Annotated in this window: 24 protein-coding genes and 3 tRNA genes; 21 read left to right on the top strand and 6 right to left on the bottom strand. The window is 60.3% G+C overall.

The window, feature by feature from the left end:
- Positions 1–74: 74 nt before the first annotated feature.
- From ACZYR5_RS08430 to ACZYR5_RS08405, 6 genes are all read left to right on the top strand, one after another.
- Entirely contained in the window at positions 75–2300 is a 2226-nt protein-coding gene (locus ACZYR5_RS08430; protein ID WP_489089209.1) for an AsmA family protein, read from the top strand.
- Positions 2297–3364: an A/G-specific adenine glycosylase gene (gene mutY, locus ACZYR5_RS08425; protein ID WP_489089208.1), complete on the top strand. Its 1068-nt coding sequence runs from the start codon at positions 2297–2299 to the stop codon at positions 3362–3364. The genes ACZYR5_RS08430 and mutY overlap by 4 nt, the downstream gene beginning before the upstream one ends.
- The gene (locus tag ACZYR5_RS08420) at positions 3361–3633 is read left to right on the top strand and encodes an oxidative damage protection protein (protein WP_489089207.1); all 273 of its coding nucleotides are present in this window, start codon (positions 3361–3363) and stop codon (positions 3631–3633) included. The genes mutY and ACZYR5_RS08420 overlap by 4 nt, the downstream gene beginning before the upstream one ends.
- Before the next feature lie 103 nt (positions 3634–3736).
- A tRNA-Phe gene (locus tag ACZYR5_RS08415) sits at positions 3737–3812 on the top strand.
- Positions 3813–3888: 76 nt separating this feature from the next.
- Positions 3889–3964 (top strand) — tRNA-Phe (locus ACZYR5_RS08410).
- A 181-nt stretch (positions 3965–4145) separates the two neighbouring features.
- On the top strand, positions 4146–4586 hold the full coding sequence (locus tag ACZYR5_RS08405) for a hypothetical protein (protein ID WP_489089206.1): 441 nt from the start codon (positions 4146–4148) through the stop codon (positions 4584–4586).
- A gap of 73 nt (positions 4587–4659) precedes the next feature.
- Here the strand turns inward: ACZYR5_RS08405 and ACZYR5_RS08400 are convergent, their stop codons facing one another.
- The gene (locus ACZYR5_RS08400; RefSeq protein ID WP_489089205.1) at positions 4660–5106 is read right to left on the bottom strand and encodes a carboxypeptidase regulatory-like domain-containing protein; all 447 of its coding nucleotides are present in this window, start codon (positions 5104–5106) and stop codon (positions 4660–4662) included.
- A gap of 173 nt (positions 5107–5279) precedes the next feature.
- On the opposite strand from ACZYR5_RS08400, the gene ACZYR5_RS08395 reads away from it, so the two are divergent.
- From ACZYR5_RS08395 to ACZYR5_RS08345, 11 genes are all read left to right on the top strand, one after another.
- On the top strand, positions 5280–6260 hold the full coding sequence (locus ACZYR5_RS08395; protein WP_489089204.1) for an alpha/beta hydrolase family protein: 981 nt from the start codon (positions 5280–5282) through the stop codon (positions 6258–6260).
- 36 nt (positions 6261–6296) lie between these two features.
- Positions 6297–6713: a hypothetical protein gene (locus ACZYR5_RS08390; RefSeq protein ID WP_489089203.1), complete on the top strand. Its 417-nt coding sequence runs from the start codon at positions 6297–6299 to the stop codon at positions 6711–6713.
- Between the two features lie 6 nt (positions 6714–6719).
- A complete protein-coding gene (locus ACZYR5_RS08385) occupies positions 6720–7172 on the top strand; it encodes a hypothetical protein (protein ID WP_489089202.1) in 453 nt (150 codons plus the stop codon).
- A 395-nt stretch (positions 7173–7567) separates the two neighbouring features.
- Positions 7568–8341: an ABC transporter ATP-binding protein gene (locus tag ACZYR5_RS08380; RefSeq protein WP_489089201.1), complete on the top strand. Its 774-nt coding sequence runs from the start codon at positions 7568–7570 to the stop codon at positions 8339–8341.
- Between the two features lie 13 nt (positions 8342–8354).
- Entirely contained in the window at positions 8355–9110 is a 756-nt protein-coding gene (locus ACZYR5_RS08375; RefSeq protein ID WP_489089200.1) for an ABC transporter substrate-binding protein, read from the top strand.
- 77 nt (positions 9111–9187) lie between these two features.
- Positions 9188–9883, top strand: coding sequence for an ABC transporter permease (locus ACZYR5_RS08370; protein ID WP_489089199.1), 696 nt, complete (start codon positions 9188–9190; stop codon positions 9881–9883).
- Positions 9880–10569, top strand: coding sequence for an ABC transporter permease (locus ACZYR5_RS08365; RefSeq protein ID WP_027617340.1), 690 nt, complete (start codon positions 9880–9882; stop codon positions 10567–10569). Before ACZYR5_RS08370 ends, ACZYR5_RS08365 begins: the two co-directional genes overlap by 4 nt.
- The gene (locus tag ACZYR5_RS08360) at positions 10550–11779 is read left to right on the top strand and encodes a methyltransferase (RefSeq protein ID WP_489089198.1); all 1230 of its coding nucleotides are present in this window, start codon (positions 10550–10552) and stop codon (positions 11777–11779) included. The genes ACZYR5_RS08365 and ACZYR5_RS08360 overlap by 20 nt, the downstream gene beginning before the upstream one ends.
- A gap of 324 nt (positions 11780–12103) precedes the next feature.
- Positions 12104–12925, top strand: a complete 822-nt coding sequence (locus ACZYR5_RS08355) for an FkbM family methyltransferase (protein WP_489089197.1) — start codon at positions 12104–12106, stop codon at positions 12923–12925.
- A 78-nt stretch (positions 12926–13003) separates the two neighbouring features.
- A tRNA-Thr gene (locus ACZYR5_RS08350) sits at positions 13004–13079 on the top strand.
- 372 nt (positions 13080–13451) lie between these two features.
- On the top strand, positions 13452–15824 hold the full coding sequence (locus ACZYR5_RS08345; protein ID WP_489089196.1) for a TOTE conflict system archaeo-eukaryotic primase domain-containing protein: 2373 nt from the start codon (positions 13452–13454) through the stop codon (positions 15822–15824).
- A gap of 112 nt (positions 15825–15936) precedes the next feature.
- Here the strand turns inward: ACZYR5_RS08345 and ACZYR5_RS08340 are convergent, their stop codons facing one another.
- The 3 genes from ACZYR5_RS08340 to ACZYR5_RS08330 form a co-directional block, all read right to left on the bottom strand.
- The gene (locus ACZYR5_RS08340; RefSeq protein ID WP_489089521.1) at positions 15937–16410 is read right to left on the bottom strand and encodes a helix-turn-helix domain-containing protein; all 474 of its coding nucleotides are present in this window, start codon (positions 16408–16410) and stop codon (positions 15937–15939) included.
- A gap of 52 nt (positions 16411–16462) precedes the next feature.
- Positions 16463–16816, bottom strand: a complete 354-nt coding sequence (locus tag ACZYR5_RS08335; RefSeq protein WP_489089195.1) for a type II toxin-antitoxin system HigB family toxin — start codon at positions 16814–16816, stop codon at positions 16463–16465.
- 107 nt (positions 16817–16923) lie between these two features.
- Complete coding sequence (locus ACZYR5_RS08330; RefSeq protein WP_489089194.1) at positions 16924–17850, bottom strand: DMT family transporter; 927 nt, start codon at positions 17848–17850, stop codon at positions 16924–16926.
- A gap of 100 nt (positions 17851–17950) precedes the next feature.
- Here ACZYR5_RS08330 and ACZYR5_RS08325 point away from each other — a divergent pair, with 100 nt between their 5' ends.
- The 4 genes from ACZYR5_RS08325 (at position 17951) to ACZYR5_RS08310 (ending at position 23413) form a co-directional block, all read left to right on the top strand.
- Positions 17951–18829: a LysR family transcriptional regulator gene (locus ACZYR5_RS08325; RefSeq protein WP_489089193.1), complete on the top strand. Its 879-nt coding sequence runs from the start codon at positions 17951–17953 to the stop codon at positions 18827–18829.
- Between the two features lie 405 nt (positions 18830–19234).
- Positions 19235–20752 carry an OmpA family protein gene (locus ACZYR5_RS08320; RefSeq protein ID WP_489089192.1) on the top strand — a complete coding sequence of 506 codons (1518 nt, stop codon included), beginning with the start codon at positions 19235–19237 and terminating at the stop codon, positions 20750–20752.
- Between the two features lie 19 nt (positions 20753–20771).
- Positions 20772–22580: a hypothetical protein gene (locus ACZYR5_RS08315; RefSeq protein ID WP_489089191.1), complete on the top strand. Its 1809-nt coding sequence runs from the start codon at positions 20772–20774 to the stop codon at positions 22578–22580.
- Positions 22580–23413 (top strand): hypothetical protein, encoded by an 834-nt coding sequence (locus tag ACZYR5_RS08310; RefSeq protein WP_489089190.1) that lies wholly within the window; start codon positions 22580–22582, stop codon positions 23411–23413. The genes ACZYR5_RS08315 and ACZYR5_RS08310 overlap by 1 nt, the downstream gene beginning before the upstream one ends.
- A gap of 213 nt (positions 23414–23626) precedes the next feature.
- Here the strand turns inward: ACZYR5_RS08310 and ACZYR5_RS08305 are convergent, their stop codons facing one another.
- Both ACZYR5_RS08305 and ACZYR5_RS08300 read right to left on the bottom strand, forming a co-directional pair.
- Positions 23627–24913, bottom strand: a complete 1287-nt coding sequence (locus ACZYR5_RS08305; protein WP_489089189.1) for an OprD family porin — start codon at positions 24911–24913, stop codon at positions 23627–23629.
- A 238-nt stretch (positions 24914–25151) separates the two neighbouring features.
- Positions 25152–25853, bottom strand: a complete 702-nt coding sequence (locus ACZYR5_RS08300) for a DsbA family protein (RefSeq protein ID WP_489089188.1) — start codon at positions 25851–25853, stop codon at positions 25152–25154.
- Between the last annotated feature and the right edge of the window lie 110 nt (positions 25854–25963).

Genomic DNA, 25963 nt, shown 5'->3' with positions numbered 1-25963 from the left:
TGACCAGTCGTCAGTTTCGGGGCGCTATACTCCCCGGCTAAATTTCGAATTCGACTCTCTACAAGGACTCGCCCATGAAAGCGTTCGGCAAAATCCTGGGTCTGGTACTTCTCGGGCTATTGCTGGTCATTGTGGCCCTGGGCTTTGCCCTGACCCACTGGTTTGACCCCAATGACTACAAAGACGAGATTCGCCAGATTGCCCGCGACAAGGCCCACATCGAGCTGACGCTCAATGGCGATATCGGCTGGAGCCTGTTCCCCTGGCTCGGCCTCGAGCTGCATGAAGCCAGCGTCGCGACCCTGGCCAACCCCAGCGCCCCCTTCGCCGACCTGCAGATGCTCGGCCTGTCGGTCCGCGTGCTGCCGCTGCTGCGCCGCGAAGTGCAGATGAGCGATGTGCGCGTCGAAGGCCTGAACCTGCGCCTGAACCGCGACAAGGACGGCCACGGCAACTGGGAAGACATTGGCAAGGCCGCCCCCGTGGCGAACAGCACCGGCACCCCGGCGACCAGCCCTGCGCCCACCAGCGAAACCCCGGCCAACGTGGAAAAGCCGGCGCAGCCCATGCGCCTCGACATCGACAGCCTGACCGTCAACAACGCCCGTGTGGAATACACCGACGAGCGCACCGGCAAACAGTTCAGCGCCGAAAGCATCCAGCTGAGCACCGGCCCGGTGCATGACTCGACCAATATCGACGTCAAGCTCACCGCCTTCCTCTCCAGCAACCAGCCGGCCCTGCGGGTGCGCAGCGAGCTCAATGGCGAGCTGCGCTTCGAACGCGCCCTGCAGCGCTACAAGTTCGAAGACATGAAGCTGACTGGCGAACTGACCGGCGAGCCGCTCGAAGGCAAGGCCGTGACCTTCTCCGCCCAGGGGCAAATTGCCGTGGATAAAGCGGCGAATGTCGCCGAATGGACCGGCATCAAGCTGTCGATCAACCAGCTGCGCGCACTCGGCGAACTGAAGGCCAATGACCTCGACAAGACCCCGCAAATCAGCGGCGCGCTGTCGATTGCCCAGTTCGACCTGGCGAAGTTCGTCGACAGCATCGGGCAGAAACTGCCGGCCATGGGCGAAGGCAGCCTGAGCAAGGTCGAGCTGGTCAGCCGCATCGCCGCGACCCCCACCAGCGTGGCGCTGGACAACCTCAACCTGAAGCTCGACGACAGCACCTTCAGTGGTCGCATCGCCGTCGAGGATTTCGCCAAACAGGCCCTGCGCGTGCAGCTCAAGGGCGACACCTTCAACGCCGATCGCTACCTGCCGCCGAAATCCGCCGAAGCCAACAGCGCCGCCGTGGCCCGCCAGGCGGAAGTCAGCAGCACCGAGGCCGATGCCATGGCCGGCGCCGGCAGCACACCGTTGCCGAATGCGCCGACCAAGGGCGCCTGGAGCACCGACAAGCTGATCCCCACCGAACGCCTGAGCAAGCTCGACCTGGATGCCGAGCTGACCTTCGGCCAGCTGACCCTCGACAAGCTGCCGATTCAGAACGCCGCGCTCAAGGCCACTGGCCAGGGCGGCCTGCTGACCCTGCAGAACCTCAGTGGTGAGCTGTACAACGGCACGTTCAACGCCAAGGGCACCCTCGATGTGCGCCAGACGGTGCCGGCGCTGAGCATGCAGACCGCGATCAACCGGGTGCCGGCGGAGAAAATCCTCGAAAGCCAGGGCAAGAATCCACCGGTCAAGGGCCTGGTCACACTCAACAGCAACCTGACCGCCAGCGGCAACAGCCAGAAAACCCTGATCGACAGCCTCAACGGCACCGCCAGCTTCGTGATCAACAACGGCATGCTGCTCAACGCCAATCTTGAACAACAGCTGTGCAAAGGCATCGCCACCCTCAATCGCAAGACCCTGAGCGGCGAACCGCGGGGCAAGGACACGCCGTTCCAGGAGCTCAAGGGCAACCTGACCTTTCGTAATGGCGTGGCCAGCAACCCGGACCTGAAAGTGCGCATCCCGGGCATGACCGTCAACGGCAACGGTGACCTCGACCTCCGCGTGCTGGGCATGGACTATCGCGTCGGCATCATCGTCGAAGGCGACCAGCGCGAGATGCCGGATCCGGCCTGCCAGGTCGGCGAGAAATTCGTCGGCGTCGAATGGCCGCTGCGCTGCCGCGGTCCGCTGGAACTCGGCGCCAAGGCCTGCCGCCTGGACAACGAACGCCTGGGCCAGGTCGCCAGCAAGATGGCCGGCGACAAACTCAGTGAAAAAATCGACGAGAAGCTTGGCGACAAGGTCAGCCCGGAACTCAAAGACGCACTCAAGGGGCTGTTCAAGCGATGAGATCCGAGCAATTTTCCACGGCAGTGCTCGATTGGTACGACCGCCACGGGCGCCACGATTTGCCCTGGCAACAGGGCATCACGCCCTACCGGGTGTGGGTCTCGGAGATCATGCTGCAGCAGACTCAGGTCAGCACCGTGCTGAACTACTTCGACCGCTTCATGGCCTCGCTGCCGACGGTCGAGGCCCTGGCGGCGGCGCCGGAAGATGAAGTGCTGCACCTGTGGACCGGGCTGGGTTACTACACCCGTGCGCGCAACCTGCAGAAGACCGCGAAAATCGTCGTCGCCGAGTATGGCGGCGAGTTTCCCCGCGATGTCGAAAAGCTCACCGAGCTGCCGGGCATCGGCCTGTCCACCGCCGGCGCCATCGCCAGCCTGAGCATGGGCTTGCGCGCACCGATCCTCGACGGCAACGTCAAGCGAGTGCTGGCGCGCTTTACCGCGCAAGAGGGCTACCCGGGCGAGCCCAAGGTGGCGAAACAGCTGTGGGCCACCGCCGAACGCTTTACTCCCCACGACCGCGTCAATGCCTACACCCAGGCAATGATGGACATGGGCGCCACGCTCTGCACCCGCAGCAAGCCCAGCTGCCTGCTGTGCCCACTGGAAAAGGGCTGCGAGGCGCACATGCTGGGCCTGGAAACCCGCTACCCGATTCCCAAGCCGCGCAAGAGCGTGCCGCAAAAGCGCACCCTGATGCCCTTGCTGGCCAATCGCGAGGGCGCCATTCTGCTTTACCGGCGCCCGTCCACGGGCCTGTGGGGCGGCCTGTGGAGCCTGCCGGAACTGGATGATCTCGGCGACCTCGAACACCTGGCCCTGCAACACTCGCTGCAACTGGGCACTCAAACCGAACTGCCGAACCTGGTCCACACCTTCAGCCATTTCCAACTGGCTATCGAACCCTGGCTGGTGCAGGTCCAGGAGGCCGGCCGGCACGTGGCCGAGGCCGACTGGCTCTGGTATAACCTCGCCACCCCGCCGCGCCTGGGCCTTGCCGCCCCGGTGAAGAAACTGCTGAAGCGCGCGGCCGACGTATTGAACGCAGGAGAGTCGTCATGACCCGCACCATCATGTGCCGCAAGTACCACGAAGAACTGCCGGGCCTGGAGCGCGCTCCCTTCCCGGGCGCCAAAGGCCAGGACATTTTCGATCACGTCTCGCAGAAAGCCTGGGCCGACTGGCAGAAACACCAGACCCTGCTGATCAACGAGAAGCGTTTGAACATGATGAACGCCGAAGACCGCAAATATCTGCAGGGCGAGATGGACAAGTTCTTCTCGGGCGAAGATTACGCCAAGGCCGAAGGCTACGTTCCACCAGCGGAATAACCCCGCAAAATCGGGGGTCGGATCGTAAGCGACGGAATAAATTAAAATTTTTCTGAAAACCCGCTTGACGACCCCCGGAAAAAGCCGTTTAATGCGCCCCGTTGCCCAGATAGCTCAGTCGGTAGAGCAGGGGATTGAAAATCCCCGTGTCGGCGGTTCGATTCCGTCTCTGGGCACCACTTATTCATTTCAGGTGGTGTCAAAATCACCCGAAAGCTACAAAAAGCCCGCCTAGCGCGGGTTTTTTATTATCTCGCCCAGATAGCTCAGTCGGTAGAGCAGGGGATTGAAAATCCCCGTGTCGGCGGTTCGATTCCGTCTCTGGGCACCAATACAAAAACCCTGAATCGCAAGATTCAGGGTTTTTTTATGCCTGCGATTTACCCCTTGTCATTCACGCCCCTACAGTTTGAGAGTTCTCTCATAGAGTTGCTCCCCTGCCACGGTCAAGCTTGAGCAGTTGCACAAAGCTGAATCAATGCTCTCAATGATCCAACGCAAGGAAGTAGCAAGTGAATGCAATTCTGAAGATCTTCGCCCTCTCCACCCTCATCGCCACCGCCAGCGGTTGCGTCAGCTACAACACCAGCCAGCCCTCCTCCCCGATCGACAGCACCGTCAAGGCCGACCTGAAGGCCGACGTTGCCGTGGGCGACGCCATCTCCGGCCAGTCGTCCGTCAACATCCTGTTCGGCGTATTCAAGTTCGGCGACGATAGCCAGTTCGCCGACGGCGTGGCCTACGGCGCAGACAGCGGCTTGAGCCTCGGTGGTCTGGGCCTGGATCCAGTGAGCGCGGTGAAATCGGCGGCGGCCTACAAGGCGGTCAAATCGTCCGGCGCCGACCTGATCGTTGCCCCGCGCTACGAAGTGAACGAAGAGAACTACTTCCTCTTCAAGAAAGTCTCGGTCACCGTCAAAGGCAACAAAGGCAACATCCGCAGCATCCGCTAAATCCATCGCCCCAAGGTGGTAGGTTGCCAGCGTCGCTCGCGCGACGCCGGCAACCTTCGAGATACCGGCCCGGCTATTCTCCCGCCCAATGGAACACCAGATTTCTTGCGGCGCCATTGCCGATATCCGCCACGTCATGCCGCACCTCGCCGTTACGCGTAGCAACCACCGAGTACTTGCCCGCAGGCAACTGCACGTACACCAGCGGCCCGACATGATCCAGATTGAGCACGGCCTGCCCCGGTGCCTTTTCTACCGTCACATCGACATCGGAGGTGTACTGGTTCTGTGCGCCAATGGCGAACGTCATGTGCAGGTTATAGCCCTGGGCTTGCAGAATGCTGCGCGACTCGTCCAGACCGATACCGCCCGACAGGTAGGTCACGCCGTTTTGCTGTTGCGGCTGCGCCTGCACCCCGGCGCTGTCAATTGTCTCGTAATTGACGGCCTGCACCATCAGCGGAAATATCAGCAAGCCGAGCGCAGCAACAGGCACGATGAATGAATGGACATGTTTCATGATGACAACTCCCGGGCTCAAAAGAACCCATTCGTTACCTACATTGGAGGTCCTCGAGCCAGGCGTCGTTTCAGATTGATTGGCGCTTGAGCCCACTGCAAAACGCACTAGCCGATTGTCCATCGGCATTTCGCCGACTATGGTTGCCTGCTAGCCGCCGAGGTTCGAAGCCGATGACTGTGCATGACGCCCCTACCCCGACTCCCTCCCAGATGGCCTTGGCGCTGACTGCCGCCGCCCTGCGCGCCGAGCCGTTCCAGGAACGCGCCGCCGATGGCTTCACCCTTGGTGGCTTCACCTGGCGCCAGGCCGCCACGACCACCTCCCGCTCCGTGGTGATCATCAATGCCGCCACTTCCGTGCGCTGCCGGCATTACTCGCGCTTCGCCGACTACCTGTTCGCCAACGGCTTCGACGTCATCACCTACGACTACCGGGGCATCGGCGAGTCGCGCCCGGCGTCGATGAAGAACCTCCAGGCAAGCTGGTCGGATTGGGGATCGCTGGACTTCGAGTGCATGCTCAAACGTGCCCAGCGCGAGTTTCCCGGTCAGCCGATCGATGTCGTCGGCCACAGCTTCGGCGGCTGCGCGGCGGGGCTGGCGAATTCCGGGCATGTGATCCGCCGCCTGGTGACGGTCGGCGCGCAATTCGCCTACTGGCGCGACTACACACCGGCCCAGCGCTGGCAGATGCTCGGCAAGTGGCACGTGCTGATGCCGCTGGTCACATTGTTCTGCGGCTACTTCCCCGGCAAGCGCCTGGGCTGGCTCGAGGACACGCCGGCCGGTGTGGTCCGCGACTGGAGCTTTTCCACCGCGCGCTACGAGCAACGCCCCAGCGGCCGCCTGCTGGCGGCCAGAGGCTCAAGCCTGCCGTTCGCCAGCGTGACCGCGAACACCCTGGCCATCAGTCTCAGCGACGATCCCTATGGCACCGTGCCAGCTATCGAACGCCTGCTCGGCTACTTCAGCGGCAGTTCGACCACCCATCTGCGAATCGCCCCACAAGACATCGGCGAACAACAAGTCGGACATTTCGGCTTTTTTCGCAGCCCATACCAAGCCACACTATGGCCCATTGCATTGTCCTGGCTGCAACACGGCGAGCTGGCCCCCGATCATCCCGGGCGGCGAGTCCCGCGCAGCCACTAGACCTGCACCCTCTCGACGAAATACGGAACGAAGCCCATGGCCTCCGCGAACAAGCAGCAAAAACGTGCCTCCCGCGCCAAAGCCAAGGCCAAGCAGAACCGCACTCAGCGCGCAGCGCCGCAGGTGGAGCTGGACCCGAACGATGACCGCATCGACTTCGAGTCAGTCGACCTGACCGAACTGTTCAAAAAGATGATCGACGCCGAAAAAACCAGCCAGCAGGCCATGTGCCAAGCCTTCCTCGAAGACCCGCTGCTGGAACTGGTGTTCGAACAGGAAGGCGAAGAAGGCGCGATGGACTTCATCCTCGCGGCCCTGATCGAATATCGCCAATGGTCCACCGAGACCGACGAAGCCGGCGCGCTGGCGTGGATCGAATCACCGGCTTTCCAGGCCGACTACGTGGCCGCTTCCGACGCCATCGCAGCCACCTCTCAACACACAGCGAACTGACACGACATGGCATCCCCGAACAAGCAGCAAAAACGCGCCAAGCGCGCCAAGGCCAAGGCCAAACAGATCCGCATGGTCGGCCGCAAGCCGCTGGCGCTGGACGACGACACCGGCCACCTCGCCGAGCCGATCCCCGAGTACACCCTGGCCATGTTCAGCAAGATGCATGCAGCCGAAGCCAACAGCCGTGACGAGATGCTGCTGATCCTGCTGAACGACCTCAGCGGCATCATCAACGAACGCCCAGAACTGCTGGACATGGAAAACGCCGAGAACGAATCGATGGCCGCCACCCACCTGGCTGCCGACATGCTGATCGACTACCGCATGTGGGCCGATGGCATGGATCGCGAGACCGCCCAGGCCTGGCTCACCGAGCCACAGTTCATCAGCGATTTCAGCAAGGCCCTGGACAGCTACCGCGCATCCCTCGAGGAGCCGCAGGACAAGGCCGAGTAAACGGGTCATGGCCAATCGCCGGTCCGCAGTTCACGCGCTGCGGGCCGGCAAATTATTTCAAGGCATGACCAAATCAAAGCGGCTTCGCGCTGAAAATCCCGTGCACACTAATTGTGCAGATCTGTACCGAATGTCCGCTCAAGCCTTCCAACACCCGGCCAAAGCTGGCACCATCGCGCCTTTTTTTACGCTCCCCCCACGCACACATGGCATCGAACGGATGTTCGGTTGTTGATGGCGCGACAGTCTGCTGCGTCGATGCGACACCCGCTCACCACATCCCGTGTACGCCCCGTGGGGCTGTTGGCCGCCATTCCACCGCTATGCTAGCTTGGCGCCTCGCCAGGAAGGCTGCCCAACAGCACAAGCACAACCGAATACAATGAGGACCGCACATGGCCGAGGCCACGCCCGCGCTTGAAATCCGCAACCTGCACAAACGCTACGGCCAGCTCGAGGTGCTCAAAGGCGTCTCGCTGACCGCACGCGACGGCGATGTGATCTCGATCCTGGGTTCCTCCGGCTCCGGCAAATCGACCTTTCTGCGTTGCATCAACCTGCTGGAAAACCCCAACCAGGGGCAGATCCTGGTGGCCGGCGAAGAGCTCAAGCTCAAGGCCGCGAAAAACGGCGAACTGGTGGCCGCCGACGGCAAACAGATCAATCGTCTGCGTAGCGAGATCGGTTTTGTGTTTCAAAATTTCAACCTGTGGCCGCACATGAGCGTGCTCGACAACATCATCGAGGCGCCGCGTCGGGTACTGGGCCAGAGCAAGGCCGAGGCCACTGAAGTCGCCGAAGCCCTGCTGGCCAAGGTCGGCATCGCCGACAAGCGCCACGCCTACCCGGCGCAACTCTCCGGCGGCCAGCAGCAACGCGCGGCCATCGCCCGCACCCTGGCGATGCAGCCGAAGGTGATTCTGTTCGACGAGCCGACTTCCGCACTTGACCCGGAAATGGTTCAGGAAGTACTTAGTGTGATCCGCGCCCTGGCCGAAGAAGGCCGCACCATGCTGCTGGTCACCCATGAAATGGGCTTTGCCCGTCAGGTCTCCAGTGAAGTGGTGTTCCTGCACCAGGGCCTGGTAGAAGAGCAAGGATCGCCACAGCAGGTGTTTGAAAACCCGCTTTCGGCGCGCTGCAAACAATTCATGTCCAGCAACCGCTAACGGAGCTCCCCGCATGCAGACCTACAAGAAATTCCTCCTGGCCGCGGCCGCCACCCTGGTGTTCTCGGCCAACGCCATGGCCGCGGAAAAACTGCGGATGGGTATCGAGGCGGCCTACCCGCCGTTCAACAACAAGGATGCCAGCGGCCAGGTCGTCGGTTTCGACAAAGACATCGGCGACGCCCTGTGCGCCAAGATGAAGGTCGAGTGCGAAGTCGTCACGTCCGACTGGGACGGCATCATCCCGGCCCTCAACGCCAAGAAGTTCGACTTCCTGGTGTCCTCGCTGTCGATCACCGATGAACGCAAGCAGGCGGTTGATTTCACCGACCCCTACTACTCGAACAAACTGCAATTCATCGCGCCGAAAAACGTCGACTTCAAGACCGACAAGGACTCCATCAAGGGCAAGGCCATCGGCACCCAACGCGCCACCCTGGCGGGCACCTGGCTGGAAGACACCTACGGTGACGAGATCAAGGTCAGCCTGTACGACACCCAGGAAAACGCCTACCTCGACCTGACCTCCGGTCGCGTCGATGCGATCCTGGCCGACAAGTACGCCAACTACGACTGGCTGAAAAGCGACGCCGGCAAGAACTACGAGTTCAAGGGCGACCCGGTTGTCGAAAGCGACAAGATCGGCATCGCCGTGCGCAAGGGTGACAACGAGCTGCGCAACAAGCTCAACAGCGCACTGAAAGAAATCGTCGCTGACGGCACCTACAAGAAGATCAACGACAAGTACTTCCCGTTCAGCATCTACTGATCCTGACGTGCCTGACCGGCGCAGCCCCTGGCTGCGCCGGTCTTTTGCAAAGCCTGCTGCAACCTGAATAGACTTCCATGATTATCGATCTCCAAGGATTCGGCCCGGCGCTCGCCGCTGGCGCGCTGATGACCGTCAAACTGGCTCTCACGGCACTGTGCCTGGGGCTGGTGCTCGGCCTGCTCGGCGCCTTGGCCAAGACTTCTCCGTACAAGTCACTGCAGTGGCTTGGCGGCACCTACTCGACCCTGGTTCGCGGCATTCCCGAACTGCTGTGGGTCCTGCTGATCTACTTCGGCACCGTCAACCTGATGCGCGTCATCGGCGAGTTCTTCGGCACCCCCGACCTGGCCCTCAACGCCTTCGCCGCCGGCGTCATCGCCCTTGGCCTGTGCTTCGGCGCCTATGCCACGGAAGTGTTCCGTGGGGCGATCCTGGCCATCCCCAAGGGCCATCGTGAAGCTGGCGTAGCTCTCGGCCTGTCGAAATGGCGGATTTTCACCAAGCTGATCATGCCGCAGATGTGGCGCATTGCCCTGCCGGGGCTGGGCAACCTGTTCATGATCCTGATGAAGGACACCGCACTGGTATCGGTCATCGGCCTTGAAGAAATCATGCGCCACGCGCAGAACGGCGTGACCATGACCAAGCAGCCCTTCACCTTCTACATGGTCGCCGCCTTCATGTACCTGGGCCTGACCGTGATTGCCATGACCGCCATGCACCTGCTGGAAAAACGCGCCGCTCGCGGCTTTGCCCGGAGCACCGAATGAACTGGGAAGTGATCATCAAGTGGCTGCCGAAACTGGCCCAGGGCGCCACCCTGACCCTGGAACTGGTGGCCATCGCCGTCATCCTCGGCCTGCTGCTGGCGATTCCGCTGGGCATCGCCCGTTCGTCCAAGCTCTGGTACGTGCGCGCCCTGCCCTACGCCTACATCTTCTTTTTCCGCGGCACGCCGCTGCTGGTGCAGTTGTTCCTGGTCTACTACGGCCTGGCGCAGTTCGATGCGGTGCGCAACAGCGCGATGTGGCCGTACCTGCGCGATCCGTTCTGGTGCGCCACCGCCACCATGACCCTGCACACCGCCGCCTACATCGCCGAGATCCTGCGCGGCGCGATCCAGGCCATCCCGCCGGGTGAAATCGAAGCCGCCCGGGCGCTCGGCATGTCGCGGCCCAAGGCGCTGTTCTACATCATCCTGCCGCGTGCCGCGCGGATCGGCCTGCCGGCCTACAGCAACGAAGTGATCCTGATGCTCAAGGCCAGCGCCCTGGCCAGCACCGTGACCTTGCTGGAACTGACCGGCATGGCCCGCACCATCATTGCCCGGACCTACCTGCCGGTAGAGATCTTCTTCGCCGCCGGGATGTTCTACCTGCTGATGGCCTACATCCTGGTGCGCGGCTTCAAGTTGCTGGAGCGCTGGTTGCGCGTCGATGCCTGCCAGGGCCGCTGACACCCCGGTGCTGACGGGCGAGCAGCTGCTCGCCCGCTTCAACGCCCTCGACACCTTCCTCAGCCAGCACCAGGCACTCTGGCGCCCGCGTCCGTTTACCCAGCGCCAGCTGCCCTGGGAAACCGAGCACCCTGAACTGGCCGCCTGGCTGCGCCAGCGCACGCAGGAAGACGCAGAAAACAGCCACAACCACCCTGAACAACTCGACGCACCGGCGCCCTTTCCGGCATTGGCAGCCCAGGCCATTGCCCTCAGCGCTGTCGGCGAGCTTCCTGTCCAAGCCATCGCGCCCGCCGCCCATCGCCTCAACGTCGACGTGCCGGGACGCAAATGGCAGCAGATCGAAGCCTTCGCCGCCTGCCTGCAATTTGGCGATCAGCCTCGGCACTGGCTGGACTGGTGTTCCGGCAAGGGTCATCTGGGCCGCCGCCTGCTACAAGCCCATCAACAGCTGACCTGCCTGGAATATGACCCGACGTTGGTCAGCAGTGGCCAGGCGCTGAGCCAACACCACCATCTGCCGGCCCTGCACCGCCAGCAGGACGTGCTGGCAGACGATGCCGCCCAGCACCTGAACGCCGACCTGACCCCGGTGGCCCTGCACGCCTGCGGCGATCTACACGTGCGCCTGTTGCAACTGGCCAGCGCCGCCGGCTGCCGACAACTGGCAGTCGCGCCGTGCTGCTACAACCGCATTCACGCCAACCACTATCAGGCGCTGTCAGCAGCCGGGCAAAACTCGGCCTTGCGGCTGTCGCTCGACGACCTGGCCCTGCCCCTCAGCGAAACCGTGACGGCCGGCGCCCGGGTCCGCCGCCAGCGCGACAGCTCCATGGCCCGGCGCCTCGGCTTTGACCTGCTGCAGCGGCAACTGCGCGGCTGCGACGACTACCTGCCCACACCGTCGCTGCCCAGCGCCTGGCTGGACAAACCCTTCGCCGACTACTGCCGCGACCTGGCCGCGCTGAAGGAATTATCCACAGTCGGCGTTCAGAACTGGCCGGCACTGGAAGCCGCCGGCTGGCAACGCCTGGCCGAAGTACGCAACCTCGAGCTGCTGCGCGGCCTGTTTCGCCGCCCGCTCGAACTCTGGCTGGTGCTTGACCGCGCCCTGTTTCTGCAATCCAAAGGCTATACCGTACGCTTGGGCACTTTCTGCGAAACCGCCCTGACTCCGCGTAATTTGCTGCTACTCGCCGAACGCCACTGAGCCTGTGGATAACTCTGTTGATTAAATTACCGAAAGCCCATGAATCCTAGGGTCGTGTAACAAAAATGCAACTGTTCATTTTTTGTTCACAAGAAAAAAATCACCCAAATAACAGCCAGTTGCGCATTTGATGAGAATCAAGGCTGGAACACTCGCGTCGCAGCGTTGAAACAACTGTCGATTGTGCATAAGCGTTAAAACCAAAGGACATAACTGCCGAATCCCGGACCTCTCACGCCAGTAATTGCGCCGGATAAACGCAGTTGCTATACAAGGCGAACGGGCGCCGCGCGCGTGCCCTGAGCAGACCGACAGGAACCGCCCGTGACGTTCATTTCCTATGCACAGAACTTCGAAGACATTCGCCTGTGGCGCGCTCTGAAATTTTTCGAAAACGGCTTCTACATTGACGTCGGCGCGAACGAGCCGACCGCCGACTCGGTGACCAAGGCGTTCTACGAGCGCGGTTGGTCCGGCATCAACATCGAGCCGGTGCAGGCCTACCACGACGCCCTGTGCAGGGAGCGGCCCCGGGACATCAACCTGCAATGCGTGGCCGGCGAAAACGCCGCCGACGTGACCTTCTACGCCATCGCCGACACCGGCCTGTCCACCGTCGAGCCGGCCGTCGCCAAACAGCATCAGGACGCGGGCATGGATGTGCGCAGCCACACCGTCACCTCGCGCACCCTGAGCTCGATCTGCGAAGAACACGTCAAGGGCCCGATCCACTTCCTGAAAATCGACGTCGAAGGCCACGAAGAAACCGTCCTGCGCGGCATGGACTTCAGCCGCTGGCGCCCATGGATCATCCTGATCGAAACCCCCTGGGCCCGCGACCAGACCTGGGAGCCCCTGCTGACCGACGCCGGCTATCAATCCGTGCTGTTCGACGGCCTCAACACCTTCTACCTGGCCGAAGAACACCTGCACTTCAAAGGCGCCTTCGACCTCGCCCCGTGCAACCTCGACGAGTTCCAGTTCTGCTACGGCCACAAATTCAGCCACCCCATCGCCGACCTGGAAAACGCCCTGCACAGCCAACGCCAACGCGCCGAACGCGCCGAAGCCGAACTCCACGCCCTGCGCAACAGCCGCACTTGGCGCACCCTGGAAAAGCTCAAGAAAGTCCTGCGCCGGGCCTGACCCAAAGCCTGATGCAAAAATAGTCAGAATTCAGGGGTTTACAGACGCCAAGCAATCGCTATAATCGTCGCCCAACACGCCGGTATAGCTCAGTTGGTAGAGCAACTGACTTGTAATCAGTAGGTCCCGGGTTCGACTCCTGGTGCCGGCACCATACAAAACAAAGCCCTCGTAGAAATACGAGGGCTTTGTTGTTTCTGGAATGCCACTCTGGACCCTGTAGGAGCGAGCCTGCTCGCGAAGAGGCCATCAGCTCCAGCGAAGATCTGAGCCCAAGACAACCAGCTCAACCAAACAACATCTTCTGCCAATGATCCTCCCCCACAATGGCAATCCGCTTCGCGCAACTCCTTTACTTTGATTCAAGGACGTTCCCTGAATCCTGATCGCCGGTTTGACGACCCGTACTTTGCTCAACCTCTGCCAAAGCAAGCTGTTTCAATAATTTGATAACCTCTACGTTTTAATTTGTCGAAGTTGTGAATTTCGGCCATGCACTCCATCTGAGACGTCGAGGCTGAAGGCGGTGATAGACACTGGTCTGGTGGCGAAGCTAAAGGCTGAGAACGCAAGACTGATTGCCTTGCTGGAAACTCATGGCATCGAATGGCGCCCATCTGCTGAGCCAGTCAGGATAGCGATTGTCCAGACAGAACAATCACAGCAACTTGATACCGATGGAAAGCTTGCCTTATTCCGAAGTTTGTTTCGTGGCAGAACGGACGTTTATCCAGTTCGCTGGGAAAGCAAGGCAGGCAAATCAGGATACGCACCCGCTTGCGCACACGAATGGAAACCTGGCGTTTGCGAGAAGCCCCGGATCAAATGTGGCGACTGCGGCAACCGCAAGCTGCTTCCACTGACCGATGAGGTGGTCTATCGACATCTGGCGGGCGAATGGGTCGTAGGTATCTATCCCCTACTCTCTGATGACAGTTGTTACTTTTTGGCGGTCGACTTCGATGAGGCCGAATGGCGTGATGACTCCAAGGCGTTTGTGCAGTCATGCCATGAGCTGAACGTTCCAGTAGCGCTGGAAATATCGCGCTCGGGCCAAGGTGCTCATGGCTGGATATTCTTTGAACGCAATGTTCCTGCCCATGATGCGCGCCGCCTCGGTGCGGCGATCATCAGTCACGCCTGTGAGCGCACTCGCCAATTGGCGCTCAGCTCCTATGATCGATTGTTTCCAAATCAGGACTATATGCCTAAGGGCGGCTTCGGAAATCTCATTGCACTCCCTTTACAGAAGCGCGCCAGAGCCCAAAACAACAGCGTGTTTGTAGACGACGAGCTGTTACCTCATCCTGATCAATGGGTCTTCCTGGCATCAATTCAGCGCATGAATCCAGAAGATATCCAGCCCGTTATTATCAAGGCGGTCGGCAATCGAGATCCATTAGGGGTCGCTTATGTGGATGACGAAGCTGATGCAGAACCATGGAAAGATCGTGAGCCAAGATCGAGCAAGTTGACATGCCCGTTGCCTGCTGCTGTCAACATCACGCTGGCTAACATGATTTACTTTGAAAAGTCGGAGTTGCCACAACCATTGGCAAACCAGCTTATCCGACTCGCGGCCTTTCAAAATCCTGAGTTCTACAAAGCCCAGGCCATGCGCATGTCAGTATGGAACAAGCCAAGGATAATCAGCTGTGCCCAGAACTTTCCCAAGCACATTGCTTTACCGCGCGGTTGTTTGGATGCAGCGCTGGAGTTGCTAAAGAAAAACAGGATTTCCCCTGCGGTTAAAGATGAACGCTTCCCGGGCGCACCCATCACCGTGAGCTTTCTAGGAACCTTGCGGCCCGACCAAGATGCCGCTGTCAGCGCAATGCTAATTCATGACACCGGTATCCTTTGTGCACCGACAGCTTTCGGTAAAACGGTAAGCGCTGCGGCGTTGATTGCCGCACGTGGCATTAACACGTTGGTGCTTGTACATCGGACGGAACTGTTAAGGCAGTGGCAAGAGCGCCTGCAGGCGTTCCTGGGAGTAGGAAATACTGTCGTTGGCACGCTGGGGGGCGGAAAAGCAAAACTCACAGGCATCATCGATATTGCCGTCATGCAGTCGTTATCACGAAAAGGTGAGATTAGCGATCAGGTCAAAAACTACGGCCAGATCATCGTTGATGAGTGTCATCACCTATCAGCAGTGTCATTCGAGGCACTACTGCGGAACGCGAACGCACGATACGTATTGGGACTCACAGCGACACCAGTGCGCCGGGATGGGCAGCAACCCATTATTTTCATGCAGTGCGGCCCCATCCGACATTCTGCTGCTCGACCAGCGAGCGCTCCCCATGACCTGACTGTCGTGCCTCGATTGCTACCCAAACCCATAGTGGTCCCCGACGGCTTCGGGATTCAGGATATTTTTCGTCATCTAGCCGACGACTCTGAGCGGACCGCCAAGATAGTCTCGGAGATCGAGTTGGCGTACAACGAGGGTAGAAAAGTTCTGGTGCTGACGGAACGGACAGAACATGTGGATATCCTTGAATCAGAATTGAAGCCTCGCGTGCCTGACCTGTTCACGCTGCATGGGCGAGTACCCAAGAAACAGCGGATTTCCCGCATGCATGAGCTTGAGTCCCTTCCCCCGGATGCTCCACGAGTACTTTTAGCAACAGGAAAACTGGTAGGTGAAGGCTTCGATCATCCGCCGCTGGACACGCTGGTGCTGGCAATGCCCGTCTCCTGGAAGGGAATTCTTCAGCAATATGCGGGACGACTGCATCGATCCCATGCCGACAAGACGGACGTGCGAGTAATCGACTTCGTTGACGAGGGTAATGTCGCGCTGCTGAGGATGTGGGATAAGCGCCAGGCGGGTTACAAGGCGATGGGTTACCGCATGGCAGATTCCATGGACACCATGGATCTTCTTTGACGCTCACTGGTTTGGCCGTTATCACATCAACAGCCCATATTTCATAGACGAAAGCCCCAAATCACATTTAATTCGAAGGGGCTATTTTTCCAAACTCACACCAAACCTTTCTTTAGACTGCACCCTGCATAAAAAACTCAACCGGAACATTAAAGAAACCGGCAAAACCTTTTATTTGGGCAACCGTCATTTTTCTTTTGTTGTTCAGGATCTCAGAAACAGCACTTTGCGTTGCAATACCCGATAAATCTTTTTGTTTAACTCCCCTATCGGAAATCAGAAACGCTAGCGCTTCCGACTGGGAGGTTTGCGGTATCAAGACCGTTTCAGTTTCGTACTCATACACCCGATCAGCAACCAGCTCAGCAAAACGTGCCGCTGCATGATCTTCACTGTCTGCGTGAGAGTAGAGTTCATCAATTAGCGCCATACGTCCCTGCAAGTCATTATCATCTTCAATCGGATCATGACATGCTGACAACAACTTGGACATTGTGGCTATCTGATCACTCAGCCCTTCAAACATTGGTGAAATATTAGCAATGAAGGAATCTAGTCCAGTGGCTTCGATCTTATCACGCTTCATCTTGTCACCTATAATTGCATCATTCATAAATAGAGCCGATTTTCCTGATCAGCTACTTAACATCACTTCTGCACCACTTGTCATAGCCGGCGTGGGACAGAATGTCCTTGATGTAGATGGTGCCGGTCCGCGTGTTGATCCACGCGATGACTCGACACTCATTTTTCTTGATATCAAATACATAGATATCAAGAGGTCCTTTCTTACTCGCGAGCCTCAGCTTTGAGTGGGGGATACGATCAACGTTCCATCCTGAGGCAGTGAGCCAAACGCCGCGAATCTGCTCAAAGGACTCGAACCGAAGAGGCGGCCTGTCAAAGGTGATCAGCCACAAATTCAGTGGCTCTTTCCATTGGCTGTACGCTTCAATAGCTTGAGCAACCGCCGTCTTTGTAACCACTCGCATATTTTTGGTCTCCGGCGTCCTTGCATACAATGAGTTTTATCTCATATCCAGATATCTGTCAAACAGATATCTGCCCGCCAGATAATTTCATGTTCTGTTTCTAAGCGTCACGGCCTCGCGCCATTCTCACTGCCCAGTTCCTCCCGCCCCCGCACAGGCCCCAACCTAACCCCCACCACACTCCCCAACACAATCACCCCACCCACAACCACCATCACTGAAGGCCGCTCCGCCAACACCACCGAAGCCATCCCCATAGCCGTCGGCGGGATCAGGTACAGGGCCATCGACGCCCGGCTGACCACGCTGTGTTTGAGCACATAAGCCCAGGCCAGGTACGCCAGGGCGCTGGGGAAGATGCCGAGGGTGATGAGTGCAAGGTTGACGTTGATCGGGGCGTTTTGTGCCTGGTGCCACAGGCCCGGCGCGTAGACCAGCAGCAGCGCGGTGCCGGACCAGATGGTGTAGCAGACCATGGTCAGTGGGTCGTAGCGGTGGGCGTGGTGTTTCTGCAGGGCGAAGTACAGGCTCCACGACAGTGCCGCCAGCAGGATCAGCAGACCGTGGGCGTCGAGTTGGCCCAGGCCCCGGTCCCCGCTGATGACCACGGCGGCGCCGAACAGGCCGCAGAGCAGGCAGAGCCATTGCCAGGTGTTGACCCGATCCTTGAACACGAAGTGCGCCAGCAGTGTGCTGAACAGCGGTGTCGATTGCGCCAGGACGCTCGCGGCGCCGGCGCTGATGTTGCGTTGGCCGAAGTTGAGCGCGATGTGGTGCAGGCTGACGGCGAAGAAGCCGAGCAGCATCAGCAGTGGCAGGTCTTTGAGTCGCGGCAGGGAAATGCCCATGACGGCGGCGACTGCGGCCATGAACGCCGAGGCGATGAGGAAGCGCATCAAGGCCAACTGGCCAGGCTCGTAACCCTGCAATCCGATGCGGATGCCGATCGGCGAATAGGCCCAGCACAGGATGACAAAGACCGTCGCCATGCTGATTTTCAGTCCGGGTTTGATGTTGAGCAAACTGCGCTGCATGGAGACTCCTCTGATGTGTACGACTCACAGGGAGTATCAAAAACGCCTTCATTCACAACAAGTGACTTAAACTGCTACGAGAATTCACTTTTGGTGAGCTATGGAACTGTCCCAACTGCGCATGTTCAAGACGGTGGCCGATAGCGGCAGCATCGCGCGCGCCGCCGAATTGCTCCACTGCGTGCCGTCTAATGTCACCGCGCGCATCAAGTCCCTTGAGCGTGAACTCGGCACTGCGTTGTTTTTCCGCTATGGCCGAGGGCTGCGGATTACCCCGGCCGGAGAGGTGTTCCTCGATTACGCGTCGCGCATTCTCAATCTGGCGACTGAGGCGCAGCGTGCGGTTGCGCCGACTCACGAGCCCAGCGGGCCGCTGCGCATTGGTGCGATCGAGTCCAGCGCGTCAGGGCGTTTACCGCCGTTGCTGGCCAAATATCATGCGCTCTATCCGAAGGTGTCGCTGGAGCTGAGTACCGGGACCTGGTCGCAGTTGCTCGACGATGTTCAGCATCACCGGCTCGATGGCGCGATAGTGGCGGTGGACGTCGAGCGTCCTGCACTCAAACGCACACTGATGTATGGCGAGGACTTGGTCCTGATCGCTGCCCAATCCCATGGCCCCTTGCAAACCGCGGCGGATCTGCATGGCAAGGACCTGTTCATGTGGCCGCCAGGCTGCCCTTACCGCCTGGCGCTCGAGCAGTGGTTGTTGCGTCATGAGCTGACGCAGAAGATCGTCAGCATCGCCAGCTACGGGACCATCGTCGGCTGTGTCAGTGCCGGTGCCGGCGTGGCCCTGGTGCCGCGCGGAATCTACGAACAGTATCGCCATAACGCCGGATGGTTAGGCTATGAGTTCGACGACCTGACACGCGTCGATAACCTGTTCTACTGGCATGCCCACGCCGTCCGCCATCCGGCGCGGGAGGCCTTTGTCGCCTTGCTGCAGGCAGAATTCGCTCACCCGGCACCGCGTTGACGCTTCAATCAGCGACCAATACGAGCTGTCAAAAGTCACATTTGCCGTTTTTCTGCATATCACATTGCCACTATCCTGCTATTTGGCACTATCATGTGCCCATTACCCTCGATCGAATAGCTGACGCTTTGTTGTGCTAGATTTGCTGCCCTCTGAGCAGCACCTGCAAACACGGACGTCCCGGCCTTTTATGGCTGGCACTTATACGGATATTTCCTTTCATGGGCTTTTGCCTGGGTCATGACATCTCTCGTTCGCCTGGAGTTTCGCGCTATGCGCGCAGCTCGGGCTTTCGCTCGCCTGCGATTTTCCGTGGGCGGGCTTCGGGCATTGGAAATTCAACGGCTGGGTTGGCAAGCATCCCCGTCTGATGGCGGGTCAAGGAATGGGGAAAAGGACATTGGCATGCGTGTGAAAACAATATTGAAGCCGACGGCACTTGCCGTGGCAGTGGCGATGGGCCTGGGCGGTTGCGCGCAGGTCGACGGCTACCTGGGCCAGTCCTCGGGAACCAGCGCCTGTCTGGCCGGCGGTGCAGTGGGAGCGGTGCTCGGCGTGGCCGTCGTGGCGCTGACCAAAGGTGACGGCAAGGCCATGGTCGCGGGTGCGACCGTGGGTGCCGGCGCCGGCTGCGGCGTGGCGCTGCTGTATCAGGATCGGGTGAAGAAGCTGCAGGCCGTGGCCAAGCAGGAAGGCCTGGTGATGCAGGTCAGCGAGATCAAGGCCAACGTCGCCGCCACCCCGAGCGCCGCGCCAAGCGTGCAGCCGGTGGGCGTGGAAGCCCAGGTGCAATCCTCCGAGATGTTCGCGGTGGGCTCGGCGCAACTGACCCCGGCGGGTCGTCGGCAGCTGACGCTGCTGGCCGCCGCGCTCACCGACAAACAGCCGGCCAAGGGCCAGGTGGCGAAAAAGGTCCTGGTGGTCGGTCATACCGATGCCACCGGCGCCGCCGAATTCAACCAGCAACTCTCGGAACAGCGCGCCCGTGCGGTAGGCGGAATCCTCGCCGATGCCGGCATCCCCCGTCAGGACATCTACTACCAGGGTGCCGGCGCTTCCCGCCCACTGGCCGACAACACTTCCGAACAGGGCCGAGCAGCCAACCGTCGAGTGGAGTTTGTCGAAGTCGAGAACGAGCAGTTGCTGGTCGAGCGCGTGCGCAGTGAACGCAGCAACGCCAAGTACCTCGCCCACGGCACCGCGCCGGCTGCGGCGGCCAAGCCTGCTGCCGCCAAACCGGCGAGCAAACCTGCGGTGGTGGCGAGCAAGCCTGCCAGCAAAACCCCAGCCCCTGAAGTGCCAGCGCCGGTGGTGGTCGACAGCTCGCCGACCGTGCCATTGAGCGGCAAGGGCGGCGTTGATTTCGGTGGCCACGCCGTCACCGATACCCGTTCGCTGCTGGCCATGGGCATCACCCCGAAAAGTTCGCCTTTCGCCCTGATTGCCAGTGCCAACGCGGCAGCCCCGCTCAGTTCCTGCGTCGCCGACCTGCCGCGCATCGAGGGCCAGGTGAAGAGCCTGGCGGACGACAAGCCGCTGCAGGAGTTCGCCACCAACGAGTTCTTCCCCGGCCTCAACGGCAAGCCGTGGGCCACTGCGGTCAACGGCCATTCGGTGGCGGTCGGTCCGGTGGCGGTGCTGCGTGACGGGGCCAAAGTGGCCCAGGCGCCGAAGCTGCAGTTCATCACCGACTACGCCAGCGCCCAGAAAAAACAGAGCCCGGGTTACGCCTCGGTCGCCAATACCTACGAAGGCGAGAGCCAGATTCTGTATCGGGTGTTCGCGCTCGATCAGCAGCAGTCGCCGGTGAGCTGCATCGACATCGTCTTCGACAAACGCGCCGGCAACGCAGTCGCCGGTGAAATCTTTTACCCGAAACAGGGTGACGCTTACGTCGCTCAGTTCACGCCCAAGCGCCGTTAAATAGAGAGAGACCCTCAACATGCTCGAGATTTTTCGTACGTTTTTTGCGGCGTACTGGTATGTGATCATTCCAGTCGTCTTCACCATCCTGTTGGCGATTCCAGTGATCGTCTACTGGTCGTCCTTCCGCTACTGGTGGATGAACCTGCGCATTCGCATGCCGGGTTTTGGTCGGATTCGCCACTGGGTCAAGAACCCGGGTGAAAAGGAAAAGCCCAGCGAAACCAACCCCAAGCCTATCGGCTTCCTGTCGTCCGAGAAGGAGCTGTGCGGGTTCTACGAGACCTACTATCGCCTGCACCAGCCTTCGGAAGCGGCCTTCCGCCGTAACCAGGATTATCTGGGCAAGATCCATGAAGACGGTCGTCGCGAGAAAGGCCTGGGCCTGTGGACGTTGATCGTCATCCTGATGCTGATCGAGGCCACCGCTTTCGGTTTCGCCCTGGCGCCCTTTGCCCTGACCCTGGCCACACCGAACACGGCGCTGGCCGGCGCCTTTGCCATCGGCCTGGTGATTTCCATCATCGGCCTGTTCCTGTCCGAGTTTGCCGGTCGCGCGTTGTACAAGAATCGCGTGGTCGACCACATCATGTCCTACGAAAACCTGCGCCGCAGCGGCACCGGTGGCGACATGATGAGCACCGCCGTCATCACTCTCGACAATACCAACATCGATGACGGCGCCGCGCCTTATCAGCAGATCCTCAACCGGGTCAAAGTGGACAAGGACGGCGACAAGCCAGCCAAGCGCTACACCATGTTGATCGGCTACGGGATCTTCATCGTCGGCCTGGCGATTGCTGCGTTCTGGGTGCGCACCGAAACCCTCAACGCCCAGGAAACCGACCTGATCGCCAACCCGCCCGCCGTCAGCCAGGCGGCGGACGACTTCCCGAGCGCCGACGCCATCCCACTGCCGGACGACATGCAGGCACTCTCCGACAGCGCTGCCGGTAAATCGGCACAGGACCAGATCGATGCCCTGCATCGCGCGTCCCTGGTGACCTTCGCCGTGCTCAGCGGCCTGTTCATCTTCATCCAGGCCAGTTCGACCTACCTGGCGTTCATCTTCGGCTTCGCCGGCACCCACTCGCGCAAGGCCTGGGAGCTGACCCACAAGTTCTCCAGCGCCGATGACTACATGCGCTATCACGCCAACCAGGCTCGTAGCGTCGCCAACGATGCCCAGGCTTCGCTGGGCACCCTGCAAGGCCTGCAACTGAGCGTGTTCCGGGTCAGCGGCACCGACCAGGAACAACTGCGCGCGGACCTGCTGAACCGTACTTTCGAGTCTTACATTCAGCAGGAAGACGACAAGGTGGCGACCAAGGAACGAATCCGCATCAAAAACGAGACCGACACTGGCAATCGCAAGGTCATCGTCGACTACATGGCGAAGATCGTCAGCGAACTGACCGCAGCCATCGATGCCGGCGACGACAACAAGATCAACGATCTGATCGCCAAGGCCAGCCCGCGCTTCGATCAGATCAGTGATAACGACACGGAACTGGCCGGCTACAAGAAGAGCTTCGCCGCCTTGAAGATCTTCTACGTGGCACCGACGGCTGCACCGGTGGCAGCGCCAGCTCCAGCACCTGCTGTCACCCAAGTCGTAGCCGCCACCGTGGAAGCCGCCCCGGCACCTGCGCCCGTTGCCGCACCAGCTCCTGTCCCCTCGACCGGCGCCTTCGACCACAACGCCTACGGCGACCTGACCGCCTACGATGACGACGACATGGATTATGTGGCCGGCAAGAAGGGCGTGGACGTGGCCACCATCCGCCGTGCGCGCAAACTGCAATTGCTCGACAAGTCGGAGGCCTGATGAAGTTCAAGAGCCTGATCCTGGCTCTGGCATTGGCGCCCGCTGCCCTGGTGGCAGCGGAGCGCAATGATGTCCCGAGCTGCTACGCCCAAGCGAAGATCGAGCAATTCCGCAGCGCGCCGTCCGGCCGCATGCTGACGGTGGTGGTCGACCAGACCACGCCGCTGACCCCGGACCTGCAAAAAACCGCCTGGGGCCACATCAAGCGCTTCCTGCAACCGGGCGACAAACTGCGCCTATACTCGTTCAGCGCCTACCTCGAAGGTCACTACACTCGCCTGCAATTTGCCGGCGAGCTGGAGAAACCCATCGATGCTGCCGTGCTGGGCGACGTGCCGATGATGGCCACGCGCAAGTTCGATGCCTGCCTCAAGGGTCAGTCGACGGCGTTCTACCAACGCTTCGGCAAGGCCTTCGCCGGCACCATGGGCAAGTCCAGCTCGGACATCCCGCGCAGCGAAATCCTCTTCAGCCTGAAGTCCATCGGCGACGACACCAAGACCGCCGAAGGGGTGGACGACAACGTCATCCTGCTGATGTCCGACATGCTCGAATACAGCGACTTCGGCAGCTTCTACACCAACAACGGAATCCGCGAGATCAATCCAGGCGTGGAACTGGCGAAGGTCGAGAAGCAGAACCTGCTGGCGGATTTCAACGGTGCCCGGGTCTACGTGCATGGGGCCGCCTTCGTGCCGACCCAGATCAAGAACGGCTACCGCAGCGGCAAGATGATCCAGAACCTCGAAGGCTTCTGGAGCCAGTACTTCGCCAAGTCCAATGCGTCGCTCAAAGGCTTTGGTAATCCTGAGCTGACCAGCGCGGTGGAGTGATTGCGCCACACGCCCCCCTGTAGGAGCGAGCTTGCTCGCGAAGGACGTGAACGATAACGCGTTCTATCAAGTAGCTGCGTTATCGTTGACGTCCTTCGCTGGCAAGCCAGCTCCTACAGCTACGGGGATCTTTTCAGCATAAAAAAGCCCCAACTCTCGCGAGCCGGGGCTTTTTTTCAGCCTGTGAATCAGGCCGCAATCAAGCGCTCTGGATCAGAACACGTTGATCGGGTAGTCGACGAACACACGCAGCTCGTTGCCGCTGACGTTGTATTCGCTGGACTTCTGCGACACGCGCAGGACCGAGCTGCGCAGCTTCACGCTCAGGTCTTTGGCCGGGCCGCTCTGGACCACGTACTTGAACTGGTTGAAGATTTCGCGCTCGGTGCCACCGGTGCTGGTGGAGGTGGTGATGTTGTCGCCACGCACGTAAGCCACGTTGTAGGTCAGGCCAGGCACGCCGAACGCGCCGAAGTCCAGGCCGTAGCCCAACTGCCAGCTGCGCTCGTCTTCAGCGTTGAAGTCGGACCAGTAGGAGTTGGCCAGGTAGATGGTGTTGCCACCGTCACCGACGCGACCCTGGTCTTTCTGGTAGCCGCCGTAGGCGTAGCCCAGGTTGCTGTCACCGGTGCTGCGCTGGTGCGCCAGGGTGAACGAGTGCGGGCCAGTGGCGTAAGTGGCGGCCAGGCTCCAGATCTTGTTGTCGTCGCCAGTGGCGCCGCTTTCACGAACGTAGGAGTCTTCCAGCTTGGTACGGTAGCCGTTCAGGTCCAGGGTCACGGACTGATCGGTAGCCAGCGGGAACACGTAGTTCAGGTTGATGTACTGCTTCTTCAGCACGTCTTCGACGTCGGAAGCGTACAGCGCGCCCTTGAACTGTTCGGTGAACTGGTAGCTGCCGCCCAACACGTTGATCGACTTCAGGCCACCGCTGTCACGGCCTTCCGCGCTCTTGCGCGATTCAGCAGTGAAACGACCGGCGTTCAGTTCCAGGCCTTCGATTTCTTTCGAAGTGATCAGGGTACCGGTGTAGCTTTCCGGCAGCAGACGCGAGTTGTCGTAGTTCAATACCGGCAGGGCCGGCATCTGGTCACCGTAGGTCAGCACGGTGCTCGACAGACGGAATTTCACCGCTGCGCCGCCCTTGGACAGGTCATTGGCCGCAGCGCCGCTGTCGCCTTGCTTGAAGAAATCGATACCGCCGGCACCACTACGACCCTTGCCGCCATCCAGGCGCAGGGCGTACAGACCGAAGGCGTCCACGCCGACACCGACGGTGCCCTGGGTGAAGCCCGAGGAGAAGGTGCCGATTACACCTTGGCCCCACTCGGCCTTGTCTTCGTTACCATCCTTGTAATCGCGATTGATGTAGGCATTGCGCAGCAGCACTTTCAGGCTGCTGTCTTCAACGAAACCCTTGGACTCCGCCTGGTCATTGGCCATGGCTTGAGTCGCGCTCAACATCCCCAGAGCGATCAGACTAATACGCTTATTCAACATGTTATTTTCCTTATTACGGGTTGAGACGCACTGTGACCGCTGGCTGAAATGGCTGCTTTTGCGCTCTTTTTTCATCCGTCAAACAAAAGGGCCCGCCCACGCGAAAGCGTGGCGGGCCCTTTTTATTGTTTTGAGGTCGTGGCTACGTGCCACAGGCGTGGGGCGGATCCTAGCCGCGCATGTAACTGTGTGTCAATTTCGTGAATCGTCTGTAATAAGTAGAAAATCGTCTAAGAAATCAATTGCCTGGCGCGCAGCCGTCGAGGCTGCAGCTCGGATTGTCTGAAGAACTCTGCGCCGCCGCCTGCCCTACAGAGTGTTTGAGCCAATGGGCGAACGCGTCCGGCCTGCGCAGCCACGGACCGATATCAATCAGTGAAAACCGCCCGTCCTGCTCCAGCGCCAAAGTCGGGAAACCCTGACCACCGACTTGCGCCAGCAGCGCCCTGCTGTGCTTGAAATGCGCCGGCAGTTCGTTGGCCAAGACCTGCTTGAAGGTCTGAGTGAAGGCGGCAGATTCCAGGCCCAGCGCTGTGGCCAGCTCGACCAGAACCGCTTCATCCGCGATCCGCCGGCCCTCGACATAGTGCGCACTTTGCAGACGCCCGAGCAGTTCCAGACCGCGCCCGGCCAATTGCTCGGCCGTCAGTACCGCTGCGGTGGGCGGCGCGGAATCGAACAGCGCCGTGTGATCGCGCAGCAAACCTTCGAAATAGGCCTCGCCAAACGGCTGGCCGGTGTACTCGGCAATTCGCCGGTCGTGAGGTATCACGTAGTCGCGCAGTTGCGCCGAGACCGGCTGGCGATTGGCCCCGGTCATCATCCCGCCACCGTGGGCGACCACCGGCAGCACCGCCTGTGCTGCCGCAATCAACGGCTTGGCGCCATAGCACCAGCCGCACAGGGGATCGTAAAGGTAATGCAGGGTCGCGGCAGACATGGACAGCTCCGAGAAAATTGAATGCCGACAGACTAGCCCTGTCACTGCCCTCGAAAAACGCCGTAATGGCACTTAGTTTGTTGCGCCAAGCGGTCAAATCAACCCAGACA

This window comes from Pseudomonas sp. F007 (assembly GCF_057814275.1).
Note: the sequence above shows the minus strand (reverse complement) of the source record. Positions and strands in the feature narration are given on the sequence as shown.